Consider the following 19,590-nt stretch of genomic DNA (forward strand, 5'->3'; position numbering starts at 1 on the left):
CACCTAGTATATCCGGCCTTCGTAAGACTATACTTCACCAACTGCAGTCTGTCCGCATTTAATTTCTTTTAATACGAAATACGTCTTAGTTGCAGAGACGCCACGGATACTCTTGATGATTCTGTGCAGATGCTCCAGCGTCTCGGAAAACTGGGTCTGGATCTTCAACATAAAATCATAATCACCGGTCAGATAATCACAGGCAACAATACTCTCATTGTCTGCCATTACCTTTGTAAATTCATCATAATATTTCGGATGCTCCAGCGAAACCTCCATCAGCGCAGTTACGTCATTTCCCAGTTTGTGCTGATCTGCTACAATCGTATACTGCTGAATAATTCCCTTCCTCTCCATCTTCCGGATTCTTTCGATAACAGCTGCCACTGACAGATGGACTGCCTGACTGATATCAGTTGCTGATCTTCTTGAGTTTTCACTGAGACATTTTAAAATACTGCGATCCATGCTATCCATAACGGTGTGCTCCTTCCTGAAATAAAAAAGGGCATGGAAAAGAATTCCTCTTTCCATGCCCATTCATGTACATCATTTAATTTTTCTATACTGTACAATAAATTTTTCTGTTTTGCAATATATTTTTTGCACAATTTTCAGTGAAAACTGTTGGAAATTTTTTATCGTCCTATTTAATGATCTCAAACAGCGGTTTGCATGCCGGATAAATCTGTTTAAACTGCTGGTATTTCTCTTCGTACTTTGCTGCCAGCTCCGGATCCGGTTCTACGGTACCAGTAACTTTCACCAGTTTCTCCGCTGCTTCTTCTACATTTTTATATTCACCGCAGGCTACGGCTGCCAGCATAGCTCCACCAAGGGCCGGGCCTTCCTCGCTCTCGATCATGTCCACCTTCAGGTTCATGATATTGGCAATCATCTTCCTCCAGAGTGGGCTCTTAGCTCCGCCGCCGCAGATCTTGGTTCTCTCAATGTGGATGCCAAGGGATTTTGCCACTTCCAGAGAATCTCTCAGGGCAAATGCTACACCTTCCAGTACCGCCTGAGTCATGTCCGCTCTGGTGGTGTCCATGGTCATACCGATGAAGGTTCCTCTTGCATTCGGGTTATTATGAGGAGAACGTTCTCCCATGAGATACGGCAGGAAAAATACATGATTCTCGCCCAGCTTCTCAATGGCTTTCTGCTCAGCTGCATAATCTTTGGTTCCAATAATCTCATCCATCCACCATTTATTGCAGGAAGCAGCACTGAGCATGCAGCCCATCAGATGATAATGACCATCTGCATGAGCAAATGCATGAAGAGCATTGTACTTATCTACACCAAATTTTTCAGAAGAGATGAAGATAGTTCCGCTGGTTCCCAGAGAAATATTGCATCTTCCGTCTCCTACTGTTCCGGTTCCCACAGCAGCTGCCGCATTGTCACCTGCTCCTGCTACGACTTTAACGGTCTTTGGAATACCAAGCTCTTCTGCGATCTCCGGAAGCACATTTCCTACTGCCTCATAGGACTCATATACTTTTGCCAGCTGCTCTTCGGTAATACCGCAGATCTCCATCATTTCCTTGGACCAGCAGCGGTTCTTTACATCAAAGATCAACATACCGGATGCATCGGATACGTCCGTGCAGTGTACACCGGATAATTTGTATGCAATGTAATCCTTCGGCAGCATGATCTTTTTGATCTTTGCAAAATTCTCCGGTTCCTTATTCTTCACCCACAGAATCTTCGGTGCCGTAAATCCGGTGAAGGAAATATTTGCCGTATACTCGGAAAGCTTTTCTTTTCCGATCACGTTATTCAGATAATCGCATTCCTCATAAGTACGGCCATCGTTCCAGAGCAGCGCCGGACGGATCACCTGATCCTTCTCATCCAGGATGACAAGACCATGCATCTGACCGCCGAAACTGATACCTGCCACCTGACTCTTATCACATTCAGAAAGCAGTTCTTTCAATCCGTCCATGGTCTGCGCAAACCAGTCCTCCGGATTCTGTTCCGACCAACCCGGATGTGGGAAATAAATCGGATACTCTTTTGATACAATTTTTTCAATGTGTCCTGCCCCGTCCATGAGAAGCAGTTTGACTGCGGATGTTCCAAGATCCACTCCAATATACAGCATATGATGTCCTCCTTTAATCCCTCTTACCTGTACATACACATATGCACATTCTCTGTTCTTATATTACGCTATCCCACCTGCTTTTTCAATAAATAACTTTCATGTGACATTTTCAGTTTTTTGACGTATGATAGGGAAAGAATTGATTGTGTGGAGGGACAAACCATTGGAACAGGATTATTTAATTAAGAAACCGCCGTTTCAGGCACTTTTTATATTTGCACTGCCAATCATTATCGGCAATTTATTTCAGCAGACTTACACCATGGCGGATTCTGCCATCGTGGGCCGCTTTGTCAGTGAGCAGGCGCTGGCCGCAGTGGGAGCCTCCTATTCACTGACCAATATTTTTATCTGCGTGGCCATTGGCGGAGGCATGGGTGCTTCTGTCATCGTCAGCCAGTATTTCGGCGCACAGAAATATGACCGCATGAAGACTGCCATCTACACAGCATCTCTGGCTTTTCTTGGCTTAAGTCTGCTGCTTGGCATCTTCGGATTATTTTGCAGCCGGGAAATCATGGTTCTTCTGAACACACCCGCGGATTGTCTTTCCATGGCTTCAGAATATCTGCGGATTTATTTTCTTGGGTTGCCGTTTCTGTTCATGTACAACGTGTTTTCCGCCATGTTCAATGCCCTTGGAAAATCAAGAATTCCTCTTGGATTTCTCATTTTTTCCTCACTCTTTAATATTGTTCTTGACTATCTTCTGGTAGCCGGTGCCCACATGGGTGTCTCCGGGGTAGCGTGGGCAACGCTGATCGCGCAGGGAATTTCAGCAGTTCTGTCCATGCTTGTACTGCTAAAGATTCTGAAAAAAATATCATCACCAGTATCTTCCATAGATGACTCTTCTTGTAGTGTCGGAGCAATGACAGCGTTTTCAGAGAGCCACTCTGTCTTCGACGGAAAAGAGCTGGTTTCCATGACCCGCATTGCCATTCCCTCCATCCTGCAGCAATCCACCGTTTCTATCGGTATGATGCTGGTACAGTCTGTGGTCAACAGCTTCGGATCCGCCGCACTGGCCGGATTCTCCGCTGCCATGCGTATTGAAAGCATCTGTGTAGTTCCCATGTCAGGCATTGGAAATGCGGTCTCTTCCTACACTGCACAGAATCTGGGTGCCGGAAAGACGGACCGTGTTGTAAAAGGCTATCATGCTGCTGTCCGGATGGTCATCTTCTGTGCTGTCATCCTGTGCATCAGTATGGAATGCTTCCATCATCCACTGATTGCTCTTTTCCTTGGTACCGACGGTGCCACAGAAGCCTTTCTGACCGGAGAAGGTTACCTCACTTTCATGGGATGGTTCTTCTGTATGATCGGTTTTAAAATGTCCGTAGACGGTCTCCTGCGCGGTTCCGGTGATATGGTCATGTTCACCGTCGCCAATCTGGTCAACCTGTCCATCCGTGTCATCGTCGCCATGACCTGCGCTCCCCGTTTTGGAATTGCCATGGTCTGGTGCGCCGTTCCCATCGGCTGGACCGCTAACTTTCTGATCTCTTATGGAAGATACCGGACCGGGAAATGGAAAGAATGCGGGATGGTGTGAGGCTGGGATGCCTGGGGTTCTGGCTCAACTGCTGCCTCTTGGCCGGTTGCCTGGGTCTCTGGCTCAACTGCTGCCTCTTGGCCAGTTGCCTGGGTCTCTGGCTAGGGGGATTTGCCAGGCTTGGGTCTCTGGCTCGACTGACCCTGAAAAAGTTCCTGCGTTTTTTGAATTCGCAGGAACTTTTTTTTGCGCAAAGCCAATCGAGACCCATTGAGGCTCTTTTCACTGCGCAATCTGGCTTGACGCGGGAACTTTTTCCAATAGGATTTCATATAGACCCGCGAACAAGCTTACGGATGCCGCCGGAACTGTTTATTCCCCTGCTTTCAGCACTGGTTCCGGACACAACAAGCTTACTTCACAAAATAATCCTTTATCAATCCCTCCACATAAGCCATATCCAGTGGATATTCCTTCGTCTCAAAAGTTAATATCAGATTCACGGATGGAATCCAGCCATGCTCCATATATAACTGCAGTTTTGACAAGGCATTTCTACGGTATGCAGGCTCATCCACCATTCCCAGGTGCTCCCAAAGAAACAGCTTTCCTGTTTTCGGATGCCTGATTGTAAAATCCGGATAAACTGTCACTTGTCCCAGTTCCAGTTCACTTTCATATCGGAACGGAATTTTGTAATCATGAAGAAGATAGACAATCATAGACTCGGATTTTGACCGGACATGAATTCCGGCACTTGTACCGTAAATCTTCTGCTCTGGATACTTTTTATTCTGTTCATAAGGGGATTCCATCCAGGACTGAAGGTCACTGGATTCTGGTTGAAAATACGGTGCAAGAAGTTCAGAGTATGGGCTGTCCGGTGCCAGCATCTGCTCCGACACAGATTCCCGATGGTGAGAAATGTAGCTGCCTACCGCTCGCTCTTCCTGAATCAATTCTTTCATCCGCAGTAACAAATATTTTTTTACTGCAAGCTGTTCTGCATACTTTCGTTTACTTTTAGGTAAATATTGACGTTGTTTTCCGTCTTTCTTATACCATTTGACACTAGAGCCATTTTGGAAACAAAAAATCGTCCCCGCAGGTAACTTGAAAATTTGTTTCTGAATTCGTTCTTTTTCTTTCTGGATTCGCTGCTGTTCTGCCAGCATCTGATAATAATAGGAAATAAGACCACCTCCTGATGTTTTAGAAAATAACAGAATTGATAGTCTTATTAAAACATACAGACAAGAAAAAGTAAACTATTTTTATAATACTTTACTGCCATTTGCGGTCAGCTTGAATCTTGCTCCGAGAATCTCCGCCGCGCCCCGGCACATCATCATTCTTCCGAGAAAAATATCAAAATACTCAAACATAGTACAGATATTTTCATCAATCTGCAGGTTCAATGCGATGCTCATTTTTTCTTTATTCACTTTCAGTTTCGCTTCGGTAACGGCATAGTTCACCCGGTCGTGGATATCAAAGGCAGCCGGTTCTTTGTCACGCACCCGGTTGCGCCGTACATCCGTCTTGTCCGCAATGATCAGTGCGGCACTGATTACATCGGTTGCTCCACCTGCAGATTCATCATGATGTCCGATGGCAGACATGACTGTTATCCGGTCTTCCAGACTCATATCCATCTTCTTCAGAATCTCACCTGCCAGCAAAGCTCCATATTCTGCATGCTGCTTCCGGTTAATGGCATTTCCAATATCATGCATCATCCCGGCAATCTTTGCCAGTTCTATATCATGTTCTGTATAGTCCAGCTTCTTTAAAATATAAGCGGCGCGTTCTGCAACCAACACACAATGTACTTCTGAGTGATCCGTATAACCGAGAACTCCGAGATTTTCATTTCCTTTTTTTAGATAGGCACGTACTTCTTCATTTTTTCTAATTTCTTTATAAGTCAAATTCTTATCCTCCTGACAAGGTATTAGTATAATCCCTGTCGCGGAGGCGCTTCTATCATATAGCTATGAAGTTTTTGTAAAATGAAGGTAAAACCTGTTGTGGCTGGAAATTCAGAGAACTGTGACCGGAACCAGTGTTGGCTGTCAGAGTACAAGCAGACCGGGCAGTGTTCCTAAGCTTGTTCGCGGGTCCACTTAAGCTTGTTCGCGGGTCTATCTGAAATTCTGTTAGAAAAAGTTCCCGCGTCAAGTCAGATTACGCGGTAAAAAGAGCCTCCATGGGTCTCAATTGAGATCGCACGCAAAAAAGTTCCTGCGAAATCCAAAAACGCAGGAACTTTTTCGAGGTCAGGCGAGCCAGGGATCCAGCCCTTATTTATCCTCTATGGAACAGAGAGAATTTTTTCTTCTCATATGGCTCTGTCTTTATACCCAGTACTGTGTAACCGGTCGCTTCAATGGTGCTTTTCAGTTTCTCCTCATCCAGCGGTTCCTCGGCAATGATTTCCGTGGTTCCTTTGCTGTGGGAAGAGGTCACTTTCTTCACCTGAAATCCTTTTCTGACCGCATCATTCACATGTGCCTCGCACATGCCGCATGCCATGCCGTCTACATCTAAAATCATCTTTACCATAACTGTATCCCTCTTTTCTGTGAAATTTTTTTCCAGCTGCATTTTCTGTTTTCAGCAGTTCTCCGGACACCCACCCCGGGTGTCGTTCTTTGGCAATAGTATAACACAAAAATCTCGTTTTGGTTAGTCTAAACTTATTCTTTTTTGCAAATTAAATGATATTTTTTGCAAGAATCGCGGCTTAAAAGTAATAAAACGCTCAGAAGTGACAGCCTGTCACTTCTGAGCGTCTTGTTACTTATATCTCTAAGCAAGCAGTTCTGCTACCAGTTCTGCCCCGCTGATCATATCCTGTACATAGGTATATTCCTTGACAGAATGTGCCTCATACATACCGCTGGACAGAACGATGCCCTGGATGCCATGGAGGACAAAGTTATTATTATCGCTTCCGCCGAAGGTCTCGGTCAGGGTTCCGGCAAGTCCCAGTTTTTCACATGCCTCTTTAAAATGCGTAACTACCGGAGCATCCTTTGGGATGTCATAAGCAATAAGGCGGATATCCGGTGTTACCTCTACAGCTGCACCCACTTCTTCTGCTGCCTTCTCAAAAGTCCTGGTAAGCTGATCCATCAGCGCCAGTGCTTTTTCATGGCTGTAACTGCGGATCTCACCTTCGCAGGTACACAGTTCCGGGATAATGTTAGTTCCCTCGCCACCGGAAATCTTTCCGATATTCAGCGTCGAATCTTCATCCACCTGTCCCTGCTCGATCCGGCTGATGGCTAGGCTGACTGCTCGGATAGCATGAATGCCCTGCTCAGGCGCAAATCCGGCATGAGATGCTTTTCCATGCATCTTTACGGTAAAGGAAATGAGGGATGGTGCCCGAAGGGCTGCTGCTCCCGGTGCTCCGCCCATGTCGAGTACATAGGCTTCTTTTGCCTTCACCTGGCTGAAATCAAATGCATCCGTACCTTTAATATACAACTCCTCGGCAATGGGGAAGATCACTTCGATATCCCGATAGGGAATCTTCTCTTCCTGTAAATGACGCACCGCTTCCAGAATTTCCACCAGCCCGGTCACATCATCCGCACCAAGAATGGTATCCTTGCCGCTCTCAATCTTGCCGGTTGCTTCATTAAGGAACATCTTCTTGCCAATTCCCGGACGCACCGTATCCATGTGTGCGGAGAACAAAATGGGGTCTCCCGGCAGGGTTCCTTTGAGATAGCCATATACATTTCCGGCTGTTCCATCTTCCTGGGCTCCGGCATTGTCCTCGCGGACTTCAAATCCAAGGGCGGCCAGTTTCTCCTTCAGCCGATCCGCCATGTCCCTCTCTGCAAAACTCAGGGAATCAATGGAAATCAGTTCTTCAAACTCTTTTAAAATTCTGTCTTTTTTTATCATCATCTGTCACCTGTGTTAGATAAAGTATTCGATCGTCTTCTCCGGTTCCAGTTTCGTCCGGCCATTGAAGAGAATCACCGCTTCCCGGCCCTCAAAAGGTCCCAGGGCATAGATGGTCTCCCCTTCCTGATTGAAATACTGCTCCGGCACCAGCCGGTTACAGCTGGTCTCACGGTCTGTCACCAGTAAAATATCCTGTTCGTTAAAAGGTTCTGCCCGATAATAAGGGTCAAACATTTCCACCACACCATCATGCTCACCTGTGAGCAGCACATAATGAGGTTCATCAAGATAAAGCCGAACCACCACAGCGCCGCCTCTGTGCAGGGCATCATTAATAAGACTCTCACTGCCCAGATAAACACTTTTTCCCGACAGATACTGGCTGCTCACCGGCAGGTTCCGGATCTCACCAAAGCCATTGAGCCAGTTGCTCAGAAACATCATGGCTGCTCGCGAAGTGCCGCTCTTTCCCGGAATCCCTTCCGAGCCATAACAGTCCAGACAATAAAGCATGACATTTCTGATAATTTCCGGTAAGATTTCCTCCCGGTCAAAGAGATAGCTGATGGCATCCAGCATAGCGGTTGGACCGCAGTCGTATTCAGAAAGCTGATAGTGCAGCGGATTTTTCATAAGTGTTCTTCCTTCCTGTTATTCCAGAGAATTCAAGGCTTTCGCCAGCCTGTCAAAGGCCTCCTTCAGCGTCGTTCTCGGGCACGCAATATTGATCCGCTCAAATCCTTCCCCATCTGATCCAAAAATAGCACCGCTGTCAAGCCACAGTTTTGCCTCCTTCGTAATCAGATGTTCCAGTTCTTCCTCCGGCAATCGAAGATCCCGGAAATCAAGCCAGATCAGATAAGTGCCCTCCGGCTTGATCAGATGAACGCCCGGAAGATTTCTTTCTATATAATCTCTCGAAAAATCCAGATTTTCAAGTAAATATTTCTTTAATTCTGTAAGCCAGGGCTCCCCTTCTTCATAGGCCGCCTGACATGCCACCAGTCCCAGCGTATTTAACTGGCTGTAACCAGCCTGATCAATGGCTTTTTTGAAGGTCTTCCGAAGGGTTCGGTTCGGAATAAAAATGTTGGAGGTCTGAAGTCCTGCCAGATTGAAGGTCTTGCTGGGTGCCGTACAGGTAATGGAAATCTCCGCATATTTCGAATCCAGGTTTGCAAATACATGATGCTCATGCCCCGGCCAGGTGAAATCGCTGTGGATCTCATCGCTGACCACCAGCACATTGTGTTTCACACACAGATCTCCCACTCTTCGAAGTTCTTCCTCTGTCCAGACACGGCCTACCGGGTTATGAGGACTGCAGAGCAGGAATAATTTTACCTGATGCTCCACTATTTTCTGCTCCAGATCCTCAAAGTCCATCTCGTAATGACCATTCACCAGCTTCAGCGGGCTGTTCACCAGCTCTCTTCCGTTATCCTTAATGGCCTCGCTGAACGGATAATAAACCGGCTGCTGCAGGAGCACTGCGTCTCCCTCTTTGGTGAATGCACGGACAGCAGCTGCAATGGCGAATACCACCCCCGGCGTTTTTACCAGCCACTCCCGGTTTACCGTCCATCCGAAATGCTTCTCATACCAGCCTGCCAGTGCCCGAAAATAGCTGTCCTTTCCTTCGCTGTATCCGAAAATACCGTGAGCCACAGATCTTTGCAGGCGCTCCACAATCTCCGGCGCCGTCTGAAAATCCATATCTGCTACCCAGAGAGGCAGCTCCTCCTCGCTGTGTCCGCGTTCTCTTGCAAAATCATATTTCAGGCAGTTGGTGCCTTTTCTGTCAATTATTTTGTCAAATTCATAAGCCATACTGCCTATTCTCCTTTCAGCGCCTGCGCAAGATCTTCGATGAGGTCGTCACCATTTTCAATACCTACAGACATTCTCAGGAAATTATCAGTGATGCCAAGACGCTCCCGGATCTCTGCCGGTACATCTCCGTGGGTCTGCAGCATAGGATACGTAATCAGGGATTCCACACCTCCCAGACTCTCTGCATAAGAAATGACTTTCACCCGCTCCAGAATCCGCTTTGCCGTCTCTGCCGTATCCGTGTGGAATGAAATCATACCGCCAAATCCTCTTGCCTGGCTTTTATTAATCTCATACCCGGGGTGTTCCGGAAGCCCAACGTAATAAACCCCCTTGATCTCTTCCTGTTCCTTCAGCCAGTTGGCAATCTTCAAGGCATTTTCCTGCTGCCGCTCCATGCGGACAGACAGGGTCTTGATGCCGCGGATGAGCAGAAAGCTTTCAAAAGGTGACAGACAGCCACCGGTGGTCTTGTAGATATATCGGATCTTGTCAGCCAGATCCTTGCTCGCTGAGCATAAAAAACCTGCCAGTGCATCATTGTGGCCGCCCAGATACTTGGTTCCGCTGTGTACCACCAGGTCTGCTCCAAGATCAATGGGATTCTGGAAATAAGGGGAGAGGAACGTATTGTCCACAATGAGCAGAAGACCATATTTCTCTGCCAGCGCCTTCATAGCACGCAGATCCGTTACCTGCATGGTCGGGTTGCTTGGGGTCTCAATATAGAGGGCTTTTGTCTCTTTTTTAATGGCTTTCTCCACCAATTCTGCATCTGCCGTGTTGACATAGGAAAATGTCAGGCCTCTGTTTGCTCCAATGGTACTGAAGATCCGGACAGAACCGCCATACAAATCCTCTGAGCATACAAAATGTGATCCATTTTCAAACAGCTCCAGTAAGATAGAAAGGGCTGCCATACCACTGGCACATGCCACCGTATCATAAGCTTTTTCCAGGGAACTCACAATCCGCTCCAGTTCACTTCTGGTAGGGTTACTCTCTCTTGTATAATCAAATCCAGTGGACTGCCCCACACCCGGATGGGCAAAGGTCGCTGTCTGATATATCGGCGTTCCCATGGAGCCATATGCATGCTCTCTCGTAATTCCATCTTCTCCATGAATACATCGCGTCTCAATTCCGTATGCCATTGTATGTATGCCTCCTCATTTGTCTATATTTATAGACTATATAATTCCTATATATTTAATAGGATTATATCTTTTTGAAGTGGAGATGTCAACATGGTTTTCCATTATTTAAACAAGCGAAGGGCAGCCATGAGGCTGGAATCTCCTCTGCTGGGTCTGATGTGGCTTCTGTTGGCTCCGTCCTGAGTCTGAAATCTTCTCTACCGGCCCGCCGTGGGTCTGGAATGAAAAAATATCAAAAAAGTTCCTGTTCAGCTTACAGTTTATACAGCAAAAATAGCTGATATGGGTCTATATTAAAATGCCTGAAACTCAGTTCCTCTTTTTCACAAAATGGCAGGAACAAAAGAGAAGGAAATTCAATATAGACCCATACATGCTAATTCAGGAAACAGGAATTCAGAGAATCAGAAAACAGGAATTCAAAAGCAAAAAATGGATTGCTGCAAAACAACTGATTTTGCAACAACCCATTCTCCTTATTTTCTCTTTTTCCGTCTGGTCTCGAGAGAGATTCCAATTGCAGCTAAGCTTGCTGCACCAAGCAGCATCCACTGCCCGGTTTGAGCCATATCTCCGGTAGCCGGAACTGCACTGATATCCGCCACTGCGGAGCTCTCTGCTGCAGCCTGTGCTGTGGTTTCTTCCGAAGAATTGCCATGTGAAGAATGTTTCTTTTTCTTCTTGCTGTTATTGGCTGCACTGCTGTCAGTATTGGTATTGCTTCCATTATCGGTCGTATTGCCGGTGTTGCTATTGTTTCCGTTATCGGTCGTGTTACCGGTGTTGCTATTGTTATCGTTGTCATTACTATTCTGGTCGGATGATTTCTCACTGATAGTGAAGCTTACCTTTCCGGTGGAGCCTTCATAGTTTCCGATTCCGGTAATGGTCATCTCATATACACCTGCTGCCACAAACTCCGCATCGGTATACTCTTTTCCATCAACAGAGACGGTAATTTCGTAATCAATTCCTTCTGCCAGAACCGCATCGCCATCCTTGACCGTTACAGTCGGACGCTTATTCTGTCCGTCATAAACGGCGGAAGATGCGTCTTCCGTCACTGCAAATATCGTCTTCTTCGGTTCAATGACAAATGCTTTTTCAACACTTCCGCCATAAACACCGGTTCCGCTTACTACCACGGTATAAGTACCGGCATCCATCATCGAAGCTGCGGCGGCTCTGCTCATCACTTGCTTACAGGTAACTACATAATCGGTTCCCTCTGTCAGAAGGATTCCTTCATCCATTACCGTAATCTGTGGCTGTAACTCATTTCCTGTATAAACCTGACTTGGAATATCAGAAACCATAAAGCTCTTGGTATCCGCAGTTACAAATTGATCCATCGACGGCGTTGAATCTATTCCGGTCTTCCAGTACAAATCTGCCAGAGGATCATTTTGTCCACTCTCAACCTGTGTACCATCTGCCACATGACGTTTTGCGCTGGTGAGTGCGATATCTCCTTCCAGTGCTTTTCCAGGTGCCGCATTCTTTGCTGTATAGGATGTTGCTCCCTGTAGGAACACTTCTGAGGTATGGATTGCGCCATTTCCAGAAACTGCATTTCCACCCGTTCCAAATGTTACACTGCCTCCAATGGCTATCACTTTTCCATTTCCGGTTATCGTACCATTCTCCAGCTGGATTGCTTCTCCTCCGGTTGAAAAAATCGTTACATTTCCGCCGCCTCCGTAGGTGGCAAGGGTCGCACCATCCTCAAGGTTTAAGGTGCCATTTTTCACCTGAAGAGCTGTCTGTCCTTTCCCGGTGCTTCCGGCTTCGTCACCGCTGATAAACACCTGCCCTTTTAATGTTACATTTCCAGTAACTGCCACGATTGCGTCATCATTAGAGCGGTCGGTCAGATCACCGTTAGCAAGATAATTGGTATGGGAGTAAATAGCTGCATTTTCCAGAATTGCACCATCTTCCAGGCGAAGCTGTCCACATATAGAAGCTCCTGTGGTAAATTTCTTGCCATATGCATCATAATTCATGGAGAAGGTACCGCCGCTCTGTACGTCGATGATTCCCTGTACGGTCGAATCTGACAGCGTCAGTTTGCCGCCATTTTCTACGATAATCCGCACACTACTTAAGATTTTCATATTGGTCAGTGTCAGATTGCAGCCAGCCGGGATATACAGTGTCTGGGGAATATTACCTGCTTTTACATCTGCCCAGGGAATATCATAGCCAAGAAAACCGTAGGTTCCACTCTCATGGGAGCCAAACCATACTTCCAGCTTCTCCGGTACCCGAACGCTTTCCTCCTGTCCCTCTACATTACTGCCAAAATTCTTAATCGCCCAGGGTTCCATAATATCCCATGCATACAGTCCACTTGCATACTGCTTCAGGTTCTCTGTTTCGATCTGCTCTGCAAGGGTCTCCTCACCACTGTAAATCCGGAACGGCAGGGTATTACTGGTTGCTTTCCGTCCCTGCTTGTCTTCGATAGAAACAGAGATCAGATAGGTGCCCGGGTCCTTTGGTGTCCCGTTCAGCGTCAGATCACTGCTCAGCGTCATATAGACACCTTCCATTCCACTGTCACTGTTCGCAGCGGTACCACCGGCAACATCCGGTACGATAGATACGCTGCACTTGCTTCCTTCCAGCTGGATCTTTGACTGATGGTCCAGTGCTTCCCAGTCACTGTCTGCCGGTTCAGTATCTTTCTGAACCAAAGCTCCATATACAGTTACCGCACTGTTTTTATTGCTGGACGCACCCCCTGTGCTCGCACTGGATACTCCGTCATAATCTTTCTGTCCCACAATGGCGGCTTCAAAAGAGCCTTCAATCTTTACATGAAGTTCATATGGATCACCCTGATTGTCATCTTCTGTCAGAGAAGCATTTCCATTCGGATCAATGACCAGTTTAAAGGTCAGATCCTGATAGCCTGTGGCTGTGATGGTGATCACATCACCACTTTGCAAAACTCTAATAGTCGGATTGCTGATATTATCATTTCCTGCAAAAATAAGATAGTTTTCATCAGTATTCTTCTTATAAGAACCTCCTGAATAAGGTCCATAAGAAGTCTCTTTCCACGCTGTATCATTTACCTTGATTGCTGTCACTTTGGAAACATAACCATCAGCATTTGTAAATTTAAGATTCCAGTTACTGCCCATCCATTCTTTTTCTAATTTCAGCTGGCTTAACACGATCTTTCCAGCTTCTGCTGGTGCAGCTTCTTTGAAGGTGGCAGAAACTGTCACATTGGAAGCCGGCATGGTGAAAGTATAAACACCGCTCTCTGCGCCTGCTGTCAAAGTTATTTCCGTGCCATCGTCCTTCTTCGCAGTCACGGTATCTACTACATATCCTGCATTCGGTGTAGCAGTGACTGTAACAGAAGTGTTCTCCGCTACCTCTGTATTCGGAGTAACGGAAAGAGTCCCGTTAGCGCACCCGGATGTGGTGACTGTGTAGGTCTGAGCAGCCGGAGTGTCCGGGGTGGTGTCAGAGATTACCTCTGCGGTATAGGTATAAGCATAGGATTTTCCTTCTCTTTTTATATTTAATTTTAAATCTTCATATCCATTTGCAGAAATCACAGCTATTACTGGGAACGTAATATTTTTTGTTATAATTCTCAACGCAGGAAGATCTCCATTTGCACCGCCATCGAAGGAATAACTTCCCGCAATAAATTTATTTCCTGATTCAAAAAATCCAAATGAATTCACTTTCTCGAAAGAATCGTTTCCAACCTTCAATGCAGTAATACTATTCACCCATGCAGCATCGCTGAATCCTAAATTAAGCTCGTTACTGTATCCAACTTCTGTCTTTGCAACTCCACTCGGCGCAGCCATAGTTGCAGCAAGTGCAGCCGGTTTTTCATCCTGCTCTGTCAGCACAGTTGCATCCTGACCAGCATCCTGCGCATCTCCCTGGACAGTTCCCTGTCCTGCATCCTGAGCGTTGTCCTGGCTATCGTCCTGTCCTGCATTCTGAACGTCATCACTGCTATCTCCCTGCCCTGCATTCTGAACATCATCATTGCTATCTCCCCGCCCTGCATTCTGGACATTGTCATTGCTATCTCCCTGTTCTGTATTCTGGACGTTGTCATTGCTATCGCCCTGCCCTGCATTCTGGGCGTTGTCCTGACCATCGTCCTGCCCTGCATCCTGGGCATTATCCTGGCTATCGCCCTGCCCTGTACCCTGAGTATCTCCCTGGACGTCTCCCTTTTTCTCTGTATTCTCTTCTAATGATGAGTTATCAATAACTTCGTTTTCTAATAAGTCATCACTAATTACTTCTGCTGCGTGCACTTCCATTGTGCCACCATAGACAGATGTGGACACGGAAAGCAGCACAGCCATGCCAAGCGCAAATACTCGCTTCAGTTTTTTGTAATTCATCAGCTTTTCTCCATTTAGTTCTGTTGTCAGTTACTTTTACTCCATTCGGTCATTGACTAGCCTTTTGTACTCATGCTATAATCGATACCGTTGTTAGTTTTAACTAATATCATTACAAAAAATTAACTGTCAAATTAATGACAGCTAATTTTAAGTTAGACTTAATTAACCACAGTGGGTACTATATCAAAATTGGTTTTTTCTGTCAACTCAGTATTTAAAAATAGTTTACTTCTGTTTTGAGTTTTTTTATCATTATCATTTACAGGGAGATTTTTTATGAAAAGAATGTTGATTTTTCCGCTCTTACTTGGGCTTCTGGCACTGACAGGCTGTAACTCGGACCGAACCCATGCTTCTGAAGAAAGTTTTTTTGCCATGGATACGGTGATGCAATTTACTGTCTATGGTGATGACGCACTGCTAAAAGACGCACAGGATGTGATTGCAGATATTGAAGACAAAGCCTCCGTAACCAATCCCGACAGTGAACTTTATGCAATTAACCGGGATGGTTCCGGAGTTCTGACCGGTCGCGCCGCCGAACTGATGGAAGATACCCTTTCCCTTTGTCAGCGAACCGATGGAGCTCTGGACTTATCCATTTATCCCATCGTCCGCGCCTGGGGATTCACCACCGGAAATTATCAGGTACCGGAGGAATCCACGATTACGGATCTGCTATCCCATGTAGACTATAACCAGGTACAATATGATGTAACAACCGGCATAGTCACCCTTCCTGCCGGGATGGAAATAGATCTTGGAAGTACCGGAAAAGGCTTTGCCGGACAGCAGGTGGCTGCTCTCCTGCGGGAAAAGGGTGTCACATCTGCCCTTCTGAATCTTGGCGGCAATGTGCAGACCATTGGCACGAAACCAGACGGCAGCCTCTGGGAAATCGCGATCCGCGATCCGAAAGAAAATGTGCCCATGATGGTTGTCTCTGTTAATGATCAGGCAGTCGTCACTTCCGGCGGGTATGAACGCTATTTTGAACAGGACGGCCAGACCTACTGGCATATCATGGATCCGACCACCGGCCATCCGGCTGACAGTGGCCTGCGGTCTGTCTCCATTATCGGGGATGACGGTCTGACCTGTGACGGTCTGTCCACTTCCCTCTTCGTCATGGGACTTGAAAAAGCAGCGGAGCTGTGGGCACAGAGTGATGATTTTGAAGCAGTATTTGTCACAGATACCGGAGAAGTCTATATCACAGAAGGACTTGCAGATCATTTTGCCCTGACAGAAGACTACTCCGATACCCCGGTCAATCTGATCAGACGCTGATGCCGCTGGCTCCTCCTGTAATCAGAACTGTTTTCTTCGTTGTGCTCATTTGTCTTTCCTCCTGATTTTATAAAAAATGAGGCGGAGATTATGGCATGTTTTTTCATGCGCATTCTCTCCGCCTTTTATATTCTATGCCTATTCAGAACCAATTCGCAAAACTGCCTCTGTGAGGCTTTGAACAGGTCAAATATAATACATTTCCTGTCCGCCTGACTGCCGCTCCTGAAAACTTTCCTCCAGATCAGCCAGCGTCAGGTTTTGAAGAATCTGATCCAGCCCGTGATTGACTCTATCCACAATGTCTTCCTGTATGGTCTCCGCAATCCCGGCTGCGCTTTCTTCTGTCTTTGTCTCTTCGTCATCCAGATAATAGGTTCCTTCCAGTGCCTGTATGATGGAGGCCACTGTAATACTGGAAGACGGATATTTCAGCAGATATCCACCCTGGGAGCCTTTGACGCTCTTCACAATTCCTGCCCGGCGCAGGCTGGCAAACACCTGCTCCAGATACTGGGGAGAGATCTCATTTCTCTCAGCAATACTTCCGAGTGCCACATGACCATTTTTCGAATTGACTGCCAGATCAATGAGAGCCGCCACTCCGTATCTGCTTTTTTTGGAAAATTTCATTCCTTACTGTACTGCCTTGAATGCCTCATCCAGGTCCTGAATAATATCGTCGATATTCTCGGTACCAATGGAAAGACGGATGGTATTCGGTTTGATTCCCTGATCCAGAAGTTCTTCTTCTGTACACTGGCTGTGTGTGGTGGTCGCCGGGTGGATGACCAGAGATTTCACATCTGCTACGTTAGCGAGCAGAGAGAACAGCTCCAGGTTATCGATGAAGTCTTTTGCTTTCTGTGCATCTCCCTTGATTTCGAAGGTGAAGATAGAACCGCCTCCGTTCGGGAAATATTTCTTATAAAGAGCCTGCTGCTGCGGGTCCTTGGATACCGACGGATGATGAACCGCCTCTACCTGCGGATGATTATTCAGATACTCTACCACCTTCAGTGCGTTCTGCACATGACGCTCTACACGAAGAGACAGAGTCTCAAGTCCCTGCAGGAAAATCCAGGAATGAATCGGAGAAATGGTAGCTCCGGTATCACGCAGAAGGATGGCACGGATCTTGGTTACGAATGCAGCCGGTCCTACTGCTTTGGTAAAGCTGATGCCATGATAGCTCGGGTTCGGCTCTGTCAGTGACGGAAATTTTCCGGATGCCTCCCAGTCAAATTTACCACTGTCTACGATCACGCCACCGATGGTGGTTCCATGTCCGCCGATGAATTTGGTTGCGGAATGAACAACAATATCTGCACCATACTCAATCGGACGAACCAGATATGGAGTAGCGAAGGTGCTGTCTACTACCAGCGGGATCTTATGTGCATGAGCAATCTTTGCGATTGCTTCAATATCAACGACATCAGAGTTCGGATTTCCAAGAGTCTCGATGTAAACTGCCTTGGTATTCTCTTTGATTGCTGCCTCTACCTCATCCAGATCGAAAATATTTACGAAAGTAGTCTCAACACCATATGCCGGAAGCGTATGCTCCAGGAGATTGAAAGTTCCACCATAAATGTTCTTTGCAGATACGATATGGTCACCGCTCTGTGCCAGGTTCTCGATGGTGTAGGTAACTGCTGCTGCTCCGGATGCGACTGCCAGGGCTGCAACACCACCTTCCAGGGCTGCGATTCTCTGCTCGAAAACATCCTCCGTCGGGTTGGTCAGACGTCCGTAAATATTACCTGCATCTGCCAGACCAAATCTTGCTGCTGCATGATCGCAGTTACGGAATACATAAGAAGAAGTCTGATAAATCGGTACTGCACGTGCGTCAGTTACCGGATCGGGAGCTTCCTGTCCTACGTGAAGCTGTAAGGTTTCAAATTTAAACTTTCTATCTGCTCTTTTGAGTTTCTCTGCCATTGGTTTTATTACCTTTCTTTTCTATGTTCGTATGGGATTTCGTAAATTATTCTGCGAACAGCGGAGTGGAGTAATATCTGTCACCATTGTCCGGAAGCAGTGCTACGATGGTCTTTCCTTTATTCTCCGGTCTCTTCGCCAGCTGGATAGCTGCCTGAAGAGCTGCTCCGGAAGAAATACCTACCAGCACGCCTTCATGTTTTGCAAGGAGTTTTCCGCCTGCGAATGCATCGTCATTCTCAATCGGAATAATTTCATCATATACTTTGGTGTTCAGTACATCCGGCACAAATCCTGCACCGATACCCTGAATCTTGTGGGGACCGCTCTTTCCTTCAGAGAGAACCGGAGAAGTTGCCGGCTCAACTGCCACGATCTTCACATCTGGTTTCTGGGATTTCAGATACTCGCCAACTCCGGTAAGAGTTCCGCCGGTGCCTACACCTGCTACAAAGATGTCTACATTTCCGTCGGTATCGTTCCAGATCTCCGGACCGGTTGTCTTCTTGTGTGCTGCCGGGTTAGCCGGGTTTACAAACTGTCCCGGGATGAAGCTGTTGGGAATCTCTTTGGAAAGCTCTTCTGCTTTCGCAATGGCTCCCTTCATTCCTTTGGCTCCTTCGGTCAGAACCAGCTCAGCGCCATAAGCTTTCAGGATGTTTCTTCTCTCCACGCTCATGGTCTCCGGCATGGTAAGAATGATTCTGTATCCTTTGGCTGCTGCGATGGATGCAAGTCCGATACCTGTATTTCCGGAGGTCGGTTCGATGATGACGGAGCCTTCTTTCAGAATTCCTTTCTCCTCGGCATCCTCGATCATGGCCTTCGCAATACGGTCCTTTACGCTTCCGGCCGGATTAAAATACTCAAGCTTTACCAGAATCTTTGCTTCCAGGCCAAGCTCTTTTTCCACATTTACGACTTCTACCAGCGGGGTGTTTCCAATCAGTCCAAGTGTTCCCTTGTAGATGTTTGCCATTTTCTATTCCTCCTATAATTCCTATTCACATACTATGTTTTATTTGATGATGCAATTATATCCCTATATTTCCTATTTGTCAACTATGTTTTATTACTTTTTTCTATGTTTTTTGTCTGATTCTTGCTGCTGGGGCTATATCAAGTCTATGTTTTTTGTCCGAGCCTTGTTGCTGGGGCTATATCAAATTCATGCCGGAAAAATTCCTGCGAAATCAGATTTGGAAGGAATTTTGTCAGGCCCAGGTCAGATTGAGACCCACAGCTGCCTGCGAGACCGCCTGTAGCGCCAAAAAAGTGGAACTTTCATACAAGAAATTTGATATAGACCCACCCGCGGTAAAGCTCCCGGCAGACAACGAGCAGACCCACCCGCGGCAATGTGTCCGCGGGCGGAATCTGGCTCCGCGAACTTGCTTATACAACAAACCCTCCGGCAGGAATCCT

15 protein-coding genes are annotated in these 19,590 nt (G+C 46.7%); 2 read left to right on the forward strand and 13 right to left on the reverse strand.

Translation table 11 applies throughout. The features are described from left to right. Window positions 1–27 precede the first annotated feature (27 nt). Complete coding sequence (locus LKD36_RS02130; RefSeq protein WP_308458473.1) at window positions 28–477, reverse strand: Lrp/AsnC family transcriptional regulator; 450 nt, start codon at window positions 475–477, stop codon at window positions 28–30. A gap of 169 nt (window positions 478–646) precedes the next feature. Further along, window positions 647–2,116, reverse strand: coding sequence for a xylulokinase (gene xylB, locus LKD36_RS02135; protein ID WP_308458474.1), 1,470 nt, complete (start codon window positions 2,114–2,116; stop codon window positions 647–649). Between the two features lie 127 nt (window positions 2,117–2,243). Here xylB and LKD36_RS02140 point away from each other — a divergent pair, with 127 nt between their 5' ends. After that, window positions 2,244–3,677, forward strand: a complete 1,434-nt coding sequence (locus LKD36_RS02140) for an MATE family efflux transporter (RefSeq protein ID WP_408610900.1) — start codon at window positions 2,244–2,246, stop codon at window positions 3,675–3,677. 353 nt (window positions 3,678–4,030) lie between these two features. Here the strand turns inward: LKD36_RS02140 and LKD36_RS02145 are convergent, their stop codons facing one another. The 8 genes from LKD36_RS02145 to LKD36_RS02180 all read right to left on the reverse strand — a co-directional run bounded on the left by LKD36_RS02145 (window position 4,031) and on the right by LKD36_RS02180 (window position 14,925). After that, a complete protein-coding gene (locus tag LKD36_RS02145) occupies window positions 4,031–4,576 on the reverse strand; it encodes a hypothetical protein (protein ID WP_308458476.1) in 546 nt (181 codons plus the stop codon). Window positions 4,577–4,891: 315 nt separating this feature from the next. Continuing rightward, window positions 4,892–5,548 carry an HD domain-containing protein gene (locus LKD36_RS02150; RefSeq protein WP_308458477.1) on the reverse strand — a complete coding sequence of 219 codons (657 nt, stop codon included), beginning with the start codon at window positions 5,546–5,548 and terminating at the stop codon, window positions 4,892–4,894. A 376-nt stretch (window positions 5,549–5,924) separates the two neighbouring features. Then, window positions 5,925–6,182 (reverse strand): heavy-metal-associated domain-containing protein, encoded by a 258-nt coding sequence (locus LKD36_RS02155; RefSeq protein ID WP_308458478.1) that lies wholly within the window; start codon window positions 6,180–6,182, stop codon window positions 5,925–5,927. A 246-nt stretch (window positions 6,183–6,428) separates the two neighbouring features. Further along, window positions 6,429–7,541: a M20/M25/M40 family metallo-hydrolase gene (locus tag LKD36_RS02160; RefSeq protein ID WP_308458479.1), complete on the reverse strand. Its 1,113-nt coding sequence runs from the start codon at window positions 7,539–7,541 to the stop codon at window positions 6,429–6,431. A gap of 12 nt (window positions 7,542–7,553) precedes the next feature. After that, window positions 7,554–8,174 carry a peptidase C39 gene (locus tag LKD36_RS02165; protein WP_308458480.1) on the reverse strand — a complete coding sequence of 207 codons (621 nt, stop codon included), beginning with the start codon at window positions 8,172–8,174 and terminating at the stop codon, window positions 7,554–7,556. 18 nt (window positions 8,175–8,192) lie between these two features. Next, window positions 8,193–9,371, reverse strand: coding sequence for a MalY/PatB family protein (locus LKD36_RS02170; RefSeq protein ID WP_308458481.1), 1,179 nt, complete (start codon window positions 9,369–9,371; stop codon window positions 8,193–8,195). 5 nt (window positions 9,372–9,376) lie between these two features. Then, window positions 9,377–10,528, reverse strand: coding sequence for a trans-sulfuration enzyme family protein (locus LKD36_RS02175; RefSeq protein WP_308458482.1), 1,152 nt, complete (start codon window positions 10,526–10,528; stop codon window positions 9,377–9,379). 479 nt (window positions 10,529–11,007) lie between these two features. Then, window positions 11,008–14,925 carry an InlB B-repeat-containing protein gene (locus LKD36_RS02180; protein WP_308458483.1) on the reverse strand — a complete coding sequence of 1,306 codons (3,918 nt, stop codon included), beginning with the start codon at window positions 14,923–14,925 and terminating at the stop codon, window positions 11,008–11,010. A 279-nt stretch (window positions 14,926–15,204) separates the two neighbouring features. Here LKD36_RS02180 and LKD36_RS02185 point away from each other — a divergent pair, with 279 nt between their 5' ends. Beyond that, window positions 15,205–16,218: an FAD:protein FMN transferase gene (locus LKD36_RS02185; RefSeq protein ID WP_308458484.1), complete on the forward strand. Its 1,014-nt coding sequence runs from the start codon at window positions 15,205–15,207 to the stop codon at window positions 16,216–16,218. A 186-nt stretch (window positions 16,219–16,404) separates the two neighbouring features. Here the strand turns inward: LKD36_RS02185 and LKD36_RS02190 are convergent, their stop codons facing one another. The 3 genes from LKD36_RS02190 to cysK are packed head-to-tail and all read right to left on the reverse strand — an operon-like array spanning window position 16,405 to window position 19,144. Further along, complete coding sequence (locus tag LKD36_RS02190; protein ID WP_308458485.1) at window positions 16,405–16,851, reverse strand: RrF2 family transcriptional regulator; 447 nt, start codon at window positions 16,849–16,851, stop codon at window positions 16,405–16,407. Window positions 16,852–16,854: 3 nt separating this feature from the next. Next, on the reverse strand, window positions 16,855–18,165 hold the full coding sequence (locus tag LKD36_RS02195; protein WP_118770561.1) for an O-acetylhomoserine aminocarboxypropyltransferase/cysteine synthase family protein: 1,311 nt from the start codon (window positions 18,163–18,165) through the stop codon (window positions 16,855–16,857). A 46-nt stretch (window positions 18,166–18,211) separates the two neighbouring features. Continuing rightward, window positions 18,212–19,144, reverse strand: a complete 933-nt coding sequence (gene cysK, locus LKD36_RS02200; RefSeq protein ID WP_118770562.1) for a cysteine synthase A — start codon at window positions 19,142–19,144, stop codon at window positions 18,212–18,214. Window positions 19,145–19,590: the final 446 nt, after the last annotated feature.

The organism is Hominiventricola filiformis, assembly GCF_020686965.1.
Taxonomy (GTDB): domain Bacteria; phylum Bacillota; class Clostridia; order Lachnospirales; family Lachnospiraceae; genus Hominiventricola; species Hominiventricola filiformis.

Coding starts and splice junctions, on each gene's coding strand:
- LKD36_RS02160 (WP_308458479.1), bottom strand. CDS start 7,541: ATGATGATAAAAAAAGACAGAATTTTAAAAGAGTTTGAAGAACTGATT.
- LKD36_RS02190 (WP_308458485.1), bottom strand. CDS start 16,851: ATGAAATTTTCCAAAAAAAGCAGATACGGAGTGGCGGCTCTCATTGAT.
- LKD36_RS02170 (WP_308458481.1), bottom strand. CDS start 9,371: ATGGCTTATGAATTTGACAAAATAATTGACAGAAAAGGCACCAACTGC.
- xylB (WP_308458474.1), bottom strand. CDS start 2,116: ATGCTGTATATTGGAGTGGATCTTGGAACATCCGCAGTCAAACTGCTT.
- LKD36_RS02180 (WP_308458483.1), bottom strand. CDS start 14,925: ATGAATTACAAAAAACTGAAGCGAGTATTTGCGCTTGGCATGGCTGTG.
- LKD36_RS02165 (WP_308458480.1), bottom strand. CDS start 8,174: ATGAAAAATCCGCTGCACTATCAGCTTTCTGAATACGACTGCGGTCCA.
- LKD36_RS02195 (WP_118770561.1), bottom strand. CDS start 18,165: ATGGCAGAGAAACTCAAAAGAGCAGATAGAAAGTTTAAATTTGAAACC.
- cysK (WP_118770562.1), bottom strand. CDS start 19,144: ATGGCAAACATCTACAAGGGAACACTTGGACTGATTGGAAACACCCCG.
- LKD36_RS02155 (WP_308458478.1), bottom strand. CDS start 6,182: ATGGTAAAGATGATTTTAGATGTAGACGGCATGGCATGCGGCATGTGC.
- LKD36_RS02185 (WP_308458484.1), top strand. CDS start 15,205: ATGAAAAGAATGTTGATTTTTCCGCTCTTACTTGGGCTTCTGGCACTG.
- LKD36_RS02140 (WP_408610900.1), top strand. CDS start 2,244: ATGATAGGGAAAGAATTGATTGTGTGGAGGGACAAACCATTGGAACAG.
- LKD36_RS02175 (WP_308458482.1), bottom strand. CDS start 10,528: ATGGCATACGGAATTGAGACGCGATGTATTCATGGAGAAGATGGAATT.
- LKD36_RS02130 (WP_308458473.1), bottom strand. CDS start 477: ATGGATAGCATGGATCGCAGTATTTTAAAATGTCTCAGTGAAAACTCA.